Annotated in this window: 7 protein-coding genes; 5 read left to right on the forward strand and 2 right to left on the reverse strand. The window is 60.6% G+C overall.

Annotation, left to right across the window (positions count from 1 at the left end; all coding sequences use genetic code 11):
- Positions 1-30: 30 nt before the first annotated feature.
- Positions 31-939: a LysR family transcriptional regulator gene (locus tag CLV87_RS03025; RefSeq protein WP_099243506.1), complete on the reverse strand. Its 909-nt coding sequence runs from the start codon at positions 937-939 to the stop codon at positions 31-33.
- Between the two features lie 149 nt (positions 940-1,088).
- Here CLV87_RS03025 and CLV87_RS03030 point away from each other — a divergent pair, with 149 nt between their 5' ends.
- Genes CLV87_RS03030 through CLV87_RS03050 form a run of 5 tightly spaced genes read left to right on the forward strand, consistent with a single transcriptional unit; the run spans position 1,089 to position 11,402 of the window.
- On the forward strand, positions 1,089-4,802 hold the full coding sequence (locus CLV87_RS03030; RefSeq protein WP_133840675.1) for a DUF4132 domain-containing protein: 3,714 nt from the start codon (positions 1,089-1,091) through the stop codon (positions 4,800-4,802).
- Positions 4,793-5,887 (forward strand): ATP-binding protein, encoded by a 1,095-nt coding sequence (locus tag CLV87_RS03035; RefSeq protein WP_099243504.1) that lies wholly within the window; start codon positions 4,793-4,795, stop codon positions 5,885-5,887. Before CLV87_RS03030 ends, CLV87_RS03035 begins: the two co-directional genes overlap by 10 nt.
- Before the next feature lie 24 nt (positions 5,888-5,911).
- Positions 5,912-8,317 (forward strand): DUF5682 family protein, encoded by a 2,406-nt coding sequence (locus tag CLV87_RS03040; RefSeq protein ID WP_099243503.1) that lies wholly within the window; start codon positions 5,912-5,914, stop codon positions 8,315-8,317.
- Positions 8,314-9,441, forward strand: a complete 1,128-nt coding sequence (locus CLV87_RS03045) for a VWA domain-containing protein (protein ID WP_099243502.1) — start codon at positions 8,314-8,316, stop codon at positions 9,439-9,441. Before CLV87_RS03040 ends, CLV87_RS03045 begins: the two co-directional genes overlap by 4 nt.
- On the forward strand, positions 9,438-11,402 hold the full coding sequence (locus CLV87_RS03050; protein ID WP_099243501.1) for a hypothetical protein: 1,965 nt from the start codon (positions 9,438-9,440) through the stop codon (positions 11,400-11,402). Before CLV87_RS03045 ends, CLV87_RS03050 begins: the two co-directional genes overlap by 4 nt.
- Before the next feature lie 17 nt (positions 11,403-11,419).
- On the opposite strand, the gene CLV87_RS03055 is transcribed toward CLV87_RS03050, so the two are convergent.
- On the reverse strand, positions 11,420-13,306 hold the full coding sequence (locus CLV87_RS03055) for an FAD-dependent monooxygenase (RefSeq protein WP_099243500.1): 1,887 nt from the start codon (positions 13,304-13,306) through the stop codon (positions 11,420-11,422).
- Positions 13,307-13,344 lie beyond the last annotated feature (38 nt).

Raw genomic sequence — 13,344 nt, forward strand, 5'->3', positions numbered from 1 at the left:
AATTCGTTGCGTTAGGCGCAACAATTAGAACTAGGCCAACGTCTTGAACGCCTGCATGGACCGCATCACATGGTTGGCCAGACGCATGGCGGCCTCGGGCAGCCTGCGCCCGTTACGCGCGATCAAGGCCACTTCGCCCCGGGCAAATTCCGGCACATCCAGCGGCAGGGTCACAATGGTGCCATCGGCGATTTCCCGGGCCACCACAAAGCTTGGCAGCACGCTGACACCCAGCCCCTCGCGGACGAAATTGCGGATGGAAGCCAGGGAATTCGCGCGCAAGGCAGCGGTCATGTGAACGCCGTAAATCGTTTCGACCTTATGCACCATGGCCCCGATCCCGGTGCCCGGCATCAACAAAGCTGCCGGCATCGCCGCCAGCGCGTTGATCGAGACCGGGGTTTTGTGGTCTGCCCATTCGGAACGCGGGCTGGCCAGCAATTCCAGGGGTTGGATCGTGCTGGCCAGAATTTTGCAATCCCGATTGGGCTGCGCGTTAAAGACAAACCCCAGATGCGCCGTGTCATTCTGGATGTCTTGCATCACTGTTTCGGTAGACCCGCTGCGCATGGCAAAGGTGATCCCGGGAAAGGCGGCCTTGAATCCGGGCAGCGCGTTTTTCATCAGATCACTGATAAATCCTTCGCCGACTGCCAACGACACCGTCCCCCGTTGCAGCCCGCGCAGGGCGTCAAATTCGGCGGTCAGGGCCTCAAACTCCGCTTCTTGCCCGCGCAGATGCTTGAGAAGCAGCATGCCCGCTTCGGTCGGCGTAACACCCTTTTTGCGCCGCTCCAGCAATTGGATGCCCAGTTCGGTCTCAAGCGCGGTCAACCGACGGCTGATGGTCGACGGCTCCTGCCCCAAAGCGATGGCGACCGCGCGAATGGAGCCTTCATTGCAGACCTGCATAAAGGTCTTGGTCAGCTTGCCGTCCATCGCGCCCCACTGTGTTGCGTTTGTCCGCAAGTTTTGTCGCAAGTCTCGGCCAAATTCGCAACACTGCGATCAGGCCTTGCCCCTATTTGGCTTGCACCTGCGCAGGTAATTATCAATTCTGACCCGGTAGTGATTTGAAGGACAGCACGGTGCGCAATATTATCTCCAATTTTTTGAACCTGAACGCTTTTCCCTCCCCCTTGGTCAAAGACCTTCAACGCCTTGATTCCATACAGAAAGGGCTGGCCAACAAAGCCCTGACCTATGTCTGCAAAGGCACCGAAGGATCGGTTCTTTCGACGCTTGCAAATGTGGACGCGGCCAGTGCCCTGGGCCTTGAAAACAACTACTCGGATGAGCCGGGAGACAGGGCGCGACGTCTCTACCTTGCCCGAGAGGCCAAAGATGCAAGCCTGCTGGCGCGCTATGGCGAGGTGCTGGCCGCTGCAATGGGCGGTGAAAAGGACTATCTGGTCGGGTCAAAACATGTGCCGCTGAGCCTGCGGGTTTTGTTCACCAAGGCTGGAATGGGTCTGGTCGCATCGACGCGAACATGGCCGCGCAAATTTATTGATGCGAAATCATGCGTCCTGGCGCCCGAGTTTTGCCTCACCATATGTAATGCCTGCGGTGGCAGCGCGGCGGATCTGTTTGACATTCTTTACAATGATGAGGGGCGCTGGGGCATAAGCGAAGATATCAGGGGGCTGACAGACATATTTGATTTCGCGCCCACCGCGCGCAGCCATGTCAGCGACCTGTTGATTGCCGGTCGCCGCATGGGGGCCAGCGGGCGGGTGGCGCTGATCAAACAGTTGCGCGACTGGAACATGCTTACCCTTCCCGAAGTGAACGCCTATCTTGTCGATATGCTGGCGGATGGGGCCAAATCCGTACGGCAGGAAGCCATCCAAGCAATGATGACATTGCCCGAGGATCAGACGCTCGCCATTGCCAAAGACAAGCTCGCAACAGGGAATGTCAGCCTTCGCGGGGCCATTGTCGAGTTGTTGACCGGGCTTAGATCGGACACGGGGTTTGCCCTTTTGCGGGACCATCTGAAAACGGAAAAAACCGCCCGTATCAAGGCCGCCATTGAAAGCGCGCTGAGCGTCAAAGAGGTCACAGAGGCCGATGACACCGTGGATTTTGACGGCACCAGCTATCTGGCCTTGGATGGCAGCCGGGTCGACATTCCACCGCGACGCCCCCTGTCCAAAGAGCCGAATGTCCAGTTTGGAGCCGAGGACCAAAAGATACTTGAACAGATCATTGCCAAGGAAAACCAAGAGATTGACCAGCGCAATGCAGTGCGAAAAGCCAAGATGAGAAATGTCGTGCCCCGGCTGAAAACCTCGTTTGCTAAACAGGTGCTAAAGGTTCTGAACGGGCCGGTCGAGGATATTGCAAAGGGAGACCACACCAGCCTGTGGCGCTTCCTGAATTACACCGCGCGCGACACATGGACCGTGGATGCACTGACGCGCATGTCTCAGGATCGCGCGCTGAGATTTGCCGCCTCCGCCAGACGCGATTTCGATGTGGCGTTTCACCTGCATGAATGGGGGGCCATGCAAAGCTATCTCGTTCGCTATGTGACCGGCAGTGATGCGGATTATCGCAACCTCGAAGCCCTCAATGTAGAGATGGGTGAAATCGACATTGGGCCTTGGAGCAATCGAAAAACGCGCAAGGCCGAACCCGGTGATCTGTTGCGTGCCGAAATTGGCCGGGAATGGGCCGATTATGATGTGATGGACCTGAACCGCGAGGCGATATGGCCCTTCCTGGCCGAAAGCTTTGACGTGTTCGACGAGGCCTTTGGTTTACGCCCTGCGGGTGAGCCCGTGCCGCGCAAAATCCGGGCTATCGCGTTCTTGCGCCTGCTCCCCAAAACCCCACAACGCTATTATGGTCCTTTGTTAGAGATCGCGACGGGGGCCACCAAAACCGGACGGGCCGAGGCAAGGGCCATGCTGCAAGGTGCGCCCGGCCTGGTTGATCGCGCCGTGGCCTTGCTTGACGACACCCGCCAGGACGCCCGTGCCGGGGCGGCTGAATGGTTGGCTGATCTCGGAGCCAAAGAGGCGGTCAAACCACTTAAAGCCCGCCTGAAAAAGGAAAAATCCGATCTCGCCAAGGCGGCTATTCTAACAGCCTTGTCACGGTTGGACGTTGATCTCTCTGACTATGTCGGCCCCAAGGCGCTGTTACTTGAGGCTGAAAAGCTGTTGAAAAAAGCCAAGTTTGACAAGCTCGATTGGCTGGTTGGCGATCATCTTCCGGCATTGAAATACAAGGGTGGGCAAAAGGTGCCACCCGAGGTGATCAAGGCCTGGGTTTTCCTTGCCAACAAGCTGAAACAACCCGGCGGCAATGCGCTGTTTGACATCTATCTGGCGCAACTGGCCCCGGAAAGCGCGCGCACCCTGTCCACCTGGATCTTTGATGCCTGGATCAACTATGACACGGTGCGCCCCAGCGACGACGAGGCCAATGCCCATGCGGAACAACATGCCGATCGCAATTGGCAAAGCATGAAGCGCTGGATCAAGGATTACACCCGCGAACAGGCCTTCCGAGACCTGCATAACGAGTTCAAAAGCCAATATTTGAATTCCGGTGCCGCAAGCAAAGGTATATTGGCCCTGACCAAACAGGTGGACCCGGCCCACGCGGCGGCCACCATTCGCACCTATCTCAAACAGCACGGCTCGCGCACGTCGCAGGCGTCAGCGCTTTTGGACCTGCTGGCCGCCAAGGGTGATCCGGTCTCGTTGCAGATCGTGATTTCGGCGGCCACGCGGCTGAAACAGAAAGGTGTTCAGGCCCATGCGGGCAAGCTGGTCGAAGCGGTGGCCGAGACCCGTGGCTGGTCCATGGATGAATTGACCGACCGGACCATCCCCACCGCCGGGCTGAATGATGACGGTATTCTGGAATTGCCCATTGGGGAAGAGGCGAAACCCTATTCCGCGCGCATGGATGACGCCTTTAAGCTTGTGGTGTTGAACCCCGATGGCAAGGCGATCAAAGCCCTGCCCGCCGGTGACGACGACAACACAAAGGCCAGCAAGAAACAGCTATCGGCGGCCAAGCGTGAATTGAAACAGGTCATCACTCTGCAGGGTGAACGCCTCTACGAAGCGCTCTGTGCCGAACGGCGCTGGCAGATCGATGACTGGATACGCGATTTTCGCCAACATCCGCTGATGGGCCGCTTGACCGAGCGGGTGATCTGGCTGGGTGAAGACGCGCAGGGGCAGGTCGTTTCAGCCTTCCGCCCGACGGCAGAGGGCGATTATGTCGATGCGGATGATAACGAGGTCGATCCGCTGCAATTCAGCGCAATCCGACTGGCGCATGGGGCCTTGCTGTCAGAGACCGAGGCGCAGGCCTGGGAAAGCCATTTGGCCGATTACGAGGTCAAACCGCTCTTTGCGCAATTCGGTCGCCCGCTCCTGGCGCTTGAGGGCGAGATGGGCAAGGCCACGCAGATCGAGGACCGCAAGGGCTGGGTAACCGACACGTTCAGTTTCCGCGGAGCCAGCTCGAAACTGGGATATGAGCGCGGCGAGGCGTTGGATGGCGGCTATTTCAACGAATATGTCAAAACCTTCCGCAGCGCAGGGCTGTGCGCAGTGATCGAATTCTCGGGCAATTGCCTGCCCGAGGAAAACGTCGCCGCCGCCCAGATCAGCCTGGAATTTGTCAAACTGCTTGGCAACAACCGACGCGGACGCGCCATGCCACTGTCAGATGTGCCACCCGTGCTGTTGTCGGAATGCTGGAACGATTACCGGGACATGGTCGCCAAAGGCGCGTTCGATCCCGATTGGGAAAAGAAAATGCCATGGATGTAAGGCCGGAAACCGCCCAGAAACTGCCTGCCGAGCAGCGCTATCAGGATGAATTGGACCGGCTGCGCGCAGCGGATCAAGATCCCAAGCCTGCCGGATGGGCCTTGTCGCCACGCGCTGTGCGCCGGTTTATTCTGGGGGACAAAGCGGTGCAGGTCAGCCGCAAATTCTATGGCGATGACCCGCTGGTGGATCGCTGCATCGTCGCGCTGATGGGGCATCAGGGCCTGATGCTGGTGGGCGAGCCGGGTACGGCGAAATCTTTGCTTTCCGAGCTGCTATCCGCCGCGGTTAGCGGCAATTCGCGTCTGGTGGTGCAAGGCTGCGCCGGGGTGATCGAAGATCACCTGCGCTATGGCTGGAACTACGCCCTGTTGCTTGCCGAAGGCCCAAGCGAACGCGCGCTGGTTCCGTCGCCGGTTCTGACCGCGATGCAGGAGGGCAAAATCGCCCGCATCGAAGAGCTGACCCGCTGCGCCCCCGAAGTTCAGGATGCGATGATCTCGCTCCTCTCGGAAAAAACCGTGGCCATGCCAGAGCTTGGCGCGGGTCGCGAGGTGCGGGCGGAACGGGGGTTCAACGTGATTGCCACCGCCAACTTGCGCGACCTTGGCGTCAATGAAATGTCCAGCGCTCTGAAACGGCGGTTCAATTTCGAAACCGTCGCCCCAATCGCCGATGCGGCGTTTGAAAAGGAGTTGATCGCCCGCCAGGTCGGCGAACGGATGGCGGAATATGACATCGCAACCGAATTGCCCGAGGATGTACTGGACGTTGTGGTGTCGGTGTTTCGCGACCTGCGCACCGGGCGCGCCCAAGATGGTGCCGTCGTGGCGCAACCCAAATCCGTGATGTCCACCGCCGAGGCGGTGAATGTGGCGCATGGGGCCTTGCTGGATGCGAGCTTTCTGTCCGGAGAAGCTCCGACCGGGGCCCATATTGCGCGGCAATTGCGCGGGGTGGTCTTTAAGGATGATGCCGATGATGCCCGCAAATTGCGCGCCTATGTGGACACGATTGCCCGCGCCCGCGGCAGAACCAGCCGCACCTGGGCCATTTTCCACAAGACGGCCAAGGACGAATGCTAGGATCAGGAAAGAAATAGGCTGATCATGCAAGGCGAAGCTGTGATCCACGATGTCCGCGGGCGGCTGTTCCAGCCCGAGGCCGGGTTTTATCTCGCGCCGATCCGCCACCATTCGCCCGCCTGCGCCTGGGCGGTGCAGGCCATGATCCGTGACTTGAAACCCGCGCGTATTCTCATTGAGGCCCCGCATGACCTGTCGCATTTGATCCCGCATTTGCTGGCCCCTGACACCGTGCCGCCCGTGGCAATGGCCAGCTTGCTTGACCAGAAATCCGGCCCGCGCCTGGCGGCCTATTACCCGTTTTGCAGCCATTCGCCGGAATGGGTGGCGCTGCGCGAAGGGGCGGCTATTGGCGCGGAACTGCGCTTTGTCGATCTGGGCTCGGACGCCAAGATGAAAGCCAGCGACCCTAAGGAAACCGGACCACAAGCACTGGTGCGCGAGCATGGGTTTGACAGCGGCGACTACGTGCGCGCCCTGTGCGAGAGGCTGGGATGCCGCGACGGGTTTGAGCTTTGGGATCACCTGTTTGAAACCCGGATTGGTGATGGCGATTGGCGCCGGTTTCTGGGCGATGTCGGAACCTATTGCGCTGCCCTGCGCGCCTCGACACCCGAGGATCAGATCCAACAGGGCGACGACCCGAAACGCGAAGCGCATATGGCGGCCTGCATACGTGATGCGCTGGCCCAGGGCACCTCGGAAGGTCCGGTGATTTGCGTGATCGGCGGCTTTCACGCCTGGCCCCTATTGACGCCAGAGGCAACTGCCGGGGATGTTCAGGCTGGTGGCCGCTCAGAGGCGTCCTCCTACCTGATCCGCTATGGATACAAGGACATGGACGCGCTGATGGGATATGGCGCGGGCCTGCCGCAGCCCGCCTATTACCAAGCGCTGTGGGACCATGTCGAGGCGCGCGAGACCGCGCCAAGCTGGCCAGAACTGGCACAGGATCTGGTGGCAGGATTTGCCGCCGAAATGCGCAGAAACGGCCATGCTATTCCTGTCCCAGCGCAAGTCGAATTGCTGCGCAGCGCCGAGACTTTGGCGCAGTTGCGCGGCCGCCCCGGCGCCTTGCGCCATGATCTGTTTGACGGGCTGACCTCATCCCTGCTCAAGGGGGAGTCCAGCGGGTCCGATGTCTGGCGCGATCGCTTTGTCCAGTTTCTGCGTGGCACGGCGCTGGGGGATGTCAGTGACGGTGCCGGGCAACCGCCCATTGTCGCCGATGCGCGGGCGCGGGCCGCACGTCTTCGGTTCACGGTCACCGATGGCCAAAGGCGCGAGCGCAGTCTCGACCTGCGCCGCAAGCCGACCCATCTGGCCGCCTCTCGCTTTGCCCATGCCTTGGCCCTGCTAGACACCGGCTTTGCCACCCGCAATGGCGGGCCGGATTTTGTGAACGGCCTTCAGACCGGTTTGCTTTTTGAGCATTGGGAGTACGCGTGGTCCCCGCATGTCGAAGGGCAGTTGATCGAGGCTGCCATTCACGGCGACTCCCTGCCCAGCGCCTGTTTGGGCAAATTGCAAGCCGAGCGTGCCGCCCTGGCCGAAAATGGCCGGGCTGACGATCTGCCCAGCCTGATCGCCCTGTTCAAAAAGGGCCTCTTGGCCGGGCTCAGTGACGAGTTGGACAGTTTTCTGGCCGAAATTGCCAGCGCCATCAATCGCTCTGCCGATTTTCCCGGCACGGCCCGTGCTATGATCGACTTGCATAGCATCGAAGCCTCGCGCGGGCCGCTGTCCTTGCCTAACGGCTTGGCGATCAAACCGGTGATGCAACAGGCCTTTTCGCGCGTGATTTACCTATGCGATGACCTGCCCAATATGCGTGATGAGGCAATTCCACCCTGTTTAACGGCGTTGCGCCTGATGTCTGAATTGTTGCGCAGCGACGCGGCGGCTGCGGTTGAAGCGGAGCGTTTCAAGGAGGCGCTGGACCGCGTCATCAAGGCCGACCCAGCCCCGGAATTGATCGGTGCAATCACGGCCATTGGCGTGGAAAGCGGACGCAGGGCAGAGCATGAGTTGCCCGATCTTCTGACCGCGCAACTGCGCGGGAGCGCGCCGGATTTACCGACGCGTCTGGCCGGGCTGCGCGGCGTTCTCGCGGTGTCGCCCTCCTTGCTTTGGACCGTGGCGGGGGTGCTGGACGCCCTGGACGAGTTCCTCAACCACCTGTCAGACACTGAGTTTCTCGAGGTCCTCCCGCATCTGCGGCTGGCCCTGTCGGCCCTCAACCCGCGCGAGGCCGATCAGGTTGCCGAGGCGCTGTCCCGCCGTCACGGAGGTTCGGCGGGCGACTTCAGCGTGCATCACCATGACATTGCCCCCGATGAAGCCGCAGCAGGTGCTGCGATGGAGCTGGCCCTGCGCCAAAGCCTTGCCGCGGATAGGCTTGAGGATTGGATCACAGGAGGGCAGGCATGACCCAGTCCGATCCGAACCACGCGAAACGGCGCTGGCGTCTGGCCCTGGGGCGCTATTCCGAACGCCAGCTTGGCGGGCTAAGCGGACAAGAGGCCCGTACAGATCGCGCCTTGGACTACCTTTATGGGCGCGAATATGATCGGCGCGGGCTGCATCGCCCTTCGGGGCCCGGATCGCTGGACCCGACACAGATGAAGGCGCTGGATTGGCTGGGCGAGGCGCGCAAACTGTTCCCGCAATCAGTGTTCGAAGTGATGCAGGATCACGCCCTGGACCGTTACGGGCTGACCGACCTGCTGACAGATCCCAAGACACTGGACAGTCTCGAACCCAATCAGGAGCTGTTGAAAACACTGCTCAGCTTTCATGGCCGCGCCAGCCCGGACATGAAGGAAAAGCTGCGCCAGGTGGCGGAGGCCGTGATCCAGGATGTCATGCGGCGGTTGCGCACGGATATTCAGCGCGCCTTTTCCGGTCGGCGTAACCCTTTCAAACGTTCTCATATAGCGTCGGCTGCGAATTTTGACTGGCGCGGCACCCTGCGCCGCAATCTCAAGAATTACAATCCCGAAACCGGACGTATCATTGCAGATGATTTGCGCTTTGTGTCGCGCGAACGTCGCCGTTTGCCCTGGTCGGTGATCCTCTGTGTCGATCAATCCGGTTCGATGACCGATAGCATCATCCATTCCGCCGTCATGGCTGCCATCCTCTCTGGCTTGCCCGGGGTCAAAGTCTCGATGGTCCTGTTCGACACTTCAATCATTGATGTCACCGACAAACTCACCGATCCGCTTGAGACGCTGTTGTCTGTGCAATTGGGCGGCGGCACCAACATTGGCAGGGCGGTCGAATATTGCGAGCGCTTTGTCGATACGCCAGAGCGCACGGTCTTTGTGCTGATCTCGGATTTCGCCGAAGGGGCAAGCCCAAGACGGCTTTATCAATCCATTGCCCGCATGAACGAAGCCAAGGTCCGCCTGATCGGATTGTCGGCTCTGGACGATCTCGGCGATCCTTATCTGGATAAACAAATCGCCGGGCGGCTGGCGGGGCTGGGCATGCATGTCGGAGCGATGACGCCGGACAGGCTGGCCATTTGGCTGGCGGAGGTCATGCGATGAGCCTGTCCGCATTGGTGGCCTCCTTCGACGACGAAGCCCTCGTTGCCTTGGCCAACAAAGGGTTGCTGCGCCGCGCCAAAAAGTCCGAAAGCGCCGCGCGGGTTCATGATTTCAACGATAAAAGCGCCACGGTGGAGGTCGACGGGTTTCAGGTGGACATCCCCGCCACTGGCCCGCAAAGCGCGACATGCACCTGCCCGGCACCGGGCATGTGCAGCCATATCCTGACGGCAATGCTGGCCTTGCGGGGCGCAAATCCCGAAGCCTCCCAGCCACAAAACGCAGCAGCGCTCAAAGAGGCCACTCCGGAACCGCCAACTGACACGGGTGCAATTGCCGGTCTGGTCGCCATGGATACTCAATTGCTGGAAAAATTCGCCGGGGCGGATTTTGCACCGGCATCAACGCTTGCCGCCACGGCCGAGATTGAGGATCGGGTAGAGGCTGCGCTTGTGCGGTTTGCCTCACCGGAATCTTCGGTGACATTTGTGGCCAATCAACCGCTCAGCGCCGCGCTATTCAAAGGGCCAAGCACCCGCAAACGCCTGGTGGTCGCCGCTGCCGCCCTTGCGATCCGGGATCGCGAAGGGGTCGTCCGAAGCCAAGCCACGCCGACAGCAACACCAACGCCCGCCAGTTTGGCCACAGACACGCTGCCCGATATCGCCCAAACACTAGAGGCTGCCATCACCCAGGTCTTTCTCGGTTCAGCTGCATTGACGCAGGAACGGCTCTTGGATCTCGCCATCTCGGCCAAGGTGCAATCGGCGCCGCGGCTGACCGGCCATCTGCATTCCCTCTCCACCCAAGCGGGCTGGGCCGAGGCGGGCGATATCCGCTTTGATGGAGGGCAATTTTTGGCCGCGCTGGCGCAGGCCTATGCCCTGGTCAAGGCTCTGGGCCAAAGCCCGGACGACCCTGATTTGCTAGGGATCGCCCGGCGCAACTATGCCCCCAGCCCTGCTGTATCTCTCTGGGGGCTCGGGGCCAATGCCTGGGCCACCCCAAGCGGGGCGCGCGGGCTGACATTCTACCTGTTGAACCCCGAAACCGGCGCTTGGCACAGCGCCACAAGCGCGCGGGCGGCGGGCATGGATGCGACCTTTACCCCGGCACGGGCCTATGACAGCCCGATCTGGGGCGCTGGCTCTTTTTCAACGCTAAGCGGCACCGCCCTCTCGCTGGACGCGCCGCATATGGATAAGAGCGGGCAGTTGTCGATCTCGGCCAAAACCGTGGCGCAGGTGAACGGACCACTGCAGGCAAGGGCCTTTTGGGACAGTCCGTTGGTGCTTGACGATTGGGCCGCGTTAGTCGCCACGATGCAGGAGCGTATGGGGCATGGATTGCGCAGGGGGGCCGTGCCGCTGCCAAACCTGATCAAGCCGTCAGCCATTGACCCGCCGCAATTTGACGATATCAGCCAGCGCTATCTTTGGCAGGCACATGATGCGGCGGGCCGTGCCCTGACCCTATCCGCGCACCCCAAGGATTTGGACCATCTGCAATCGCTGCCCAGCCATTTCCCCGGCGCGGCGCTTTTGATCCTGTCCTTCATGAGCGAAGACGCCCTGCATCACAAAGCCGTCACGCTGTTTGTGCCCAAGGGCGACGCCCTGAGCACAACCAATCTGGATTTTCACCCAGCCCCCGAGGGCAATTTGCTGGCGCGGGCCAAGGGCGGGCTGCGCAAAGGCTTGCGTAAATGGCAAGGGCTCGATCAGTCCAACCCGCATCTTAGTTTTGCCGCGCAAACCCTGACGGCTTTGGCCGAACAATGCCGACATGCCCAGCCCGAGGCCCTGGCCCGCCTGGCCAATCAGGCAGAGGCGCGCCAGCTTTTGTTGCTGGCCGACCGTCTGCGCCTGTTGCAGGATCATCCCAGCCCCGCCAATGTGCTGGCCGCTGCATATCTGTGCCGGGAATTGACCGCGATAGAGGCTTTGAACGCGCTTGACTGAGGGGGCTTCGCCCCCTTTCAAACCTTCAGGAAAATACCTGCGAAAAAGCGGGCCAAGTCCTGATGCGCCTGCAATGGCAATATGGCCGCGACATGTTGATCCGGGCGCACCACCACCAGGCAACCTTGGTCACGGTCGATCTTGCGCAGGTCAAAAATGTCCTCACCCGGCAGGGTCGAGGCGCAAAAGACCTTTTCATAATCACACAGCCCATGGCGACCTTTCAAAGGGCGCAGCAAAGGGTGCATTTGCGTATGCTCCAAATCGCGAAAACCCTGTTGATAGATGGCGCGCAGGTCGATCAGAGTGTCGATATCCTCCTGCGGGCGGCGATGCACCTTTAGCGGCGACATCGGATCATCGGCCAGAAAATCGCACAGCTCGCGCAGCGGCGCATCCTCCTTTGGCGCAAAGGCAAAGAGGGTCCAACGCCGTCCGGCCTCAACCGTGTGACCCAGTTGCATGGGCTTGGCATCGGCCAGACGCACCACCGGGGCCGAATGGAACCGCGCCCCCAGCTCAAACCCCGCCGCACGCTCCTGCCACTGCGCCGTGCCGATTAACCGGGATGGGGCATAGGTGACGGTCAATCCGGCGGTGAACAGCCCGCCCTCAATGAATTTACGCTGCACCGCAGGCATGTCACCCCCGGCATCCGACGGCGCACTGACCGCGCGGGACCAGGCGTGGTCATAATCGATCAAGGCTTTGGCCGCGCCCCAACGCTCTTGCGAATAGCTGTGCAAAAGCGCCGGATCCGCGCGGCCCGTCAGCACCGAAATCAGCTTCCACCCCAGATTAAACGTGTCACCCATCGAAACATTCATCCCCTGCCCCGCCTTTGGGCTATGGGTGTGGCAGGCATCCCCGGCGGTGAACACGCGCGGCGTGCGGGTGGACGTTTCGGGGGCAGAGACATCGTCAAACCGGTCGGTCAAGCGATGCCCAATTTCATAGATCGACCACCACACCACCTCTTTGACCTCAAAGGCAAAGGGGCTGAGAATTGCCTGCGCTTTGGCGATGATATCCTCAATGTCCAGGCCGCGATCTGCGACGCGCTCATCCTCGTTCAGCTTGTCCAGTTCAACGTACAGACGCAGCAAATAGCCGCCCTCACGTGGAAGCACCAGAATATTGCCCGCCTGTGACTGGATGATCGACTTCATGCGGATGTCAGGGAAATCCGTGACCGCCAGCACATCCATCACGCCCCAGGCCTGATGCGCGGCGTCCCCATGCAGGGTGCCACCAATGGCGCGGCGCACATTGCTGCGCGCCCCGTCGCAACCCACGACATAGTTTGCACGCACCGTCTCGGTCTCGCCCGCGCGATCCGGGGCCGTATGTTCCAGCGTCACGGTCACCGGATGATCCTGCCCATCAGCATCGACCTGCACATCCATGACGCGCAGCTGGTAATTCGGCTCCAGCCGTGATGGCGAATGGCGCATGATGTCGAGAAACATGTCATGCACCCGCGCCTGATTGATCAGCACATGCGGCATTTCAGAAATGCCATCCGCCACGTCCTGCACCCGCCCCGCCCGCATGATCTGCGAAGGATCGGCAGAGTCCGGCGTCCAAAAGGTGGTTTCATTGATCCAAAGGCTTTCGCGTTTGACCTTATCGGCAAAGCCAAAGGCCTGAAACATCTCCATCGAACGAACGCTGATCCCATCAGCCTGGCCCTTTTCCATCGGGCCAGCTTTGGGTTCCACGATCAAAGTCGCGATTTCGGGAAACCGCGACAGTTGCGCCGCCAGACACAGCCCAGCAGGACCACAGCCCGCAATCAGCACATCAACTTTCTGCGGCAGTTCAGGGGTTTTCCGGGCCCTGGCCGGATCGGCGGGCAGGATATCGGGGTCGCCGGGCGTGAAACCGTTCAGATGATATTGCATGAGCTGTCCTCCTTGGGGTCACGCATTTAGTAACTATA

This window comes from Pelagimonas phthalicica, assembly GCF_004364805.1.
Lineage (GTDB): Bacteria > Pseudomonadota > Alphaproteobacteria > Rhodobacterales > Rhodobacteraceae > Pelagimonas > Pelagimonas phthalicica.

Coding starts and splice junctions, on each gene's coding strand:
- CLV87_RS03025 (WP_099243506.1), bottom strand. CDS start 939: ATGGACGGCAAGCTGACCAAGACCTTTATGCAGGTCTGCAATGAAGGC.
- CLV87_RS03035 (WP_099243504.1), top strand. CDS start 4,793: ATGGATGTAAGGCCGGAAACCGCCCAGAAACTGCCTGCCGAGCAGCGC.
- CLV87_RS03040 (WP_099243503.1), top strand. CDS start 5,912: ATGCAAGGCGAAGCTGTGATCCACGATGTCCGCGGGCGGCTGTTCCAG.
- CLV87_RS03045 (WP_099243502.1), top strand. CDS start 8,314: ATGACCCAGTCCGATCCGAACCACGCGAAACGGCGCTGGCGTCTGGCC.
- CLV87_RS03050 (WP_099243501.1), top strand. CDS start 9,438: ATGAGCCTGTCCGCATTGGTGGCCTCCTTCGACGACGAAGCCCTCGTT.
- CLV87_RS03055 (WP_099243500.1), bottom strand. CDS start 13,306: ATGCAATATCATCTGAACGGTTTCACGCCCGGCGACCCCGATATCCTG.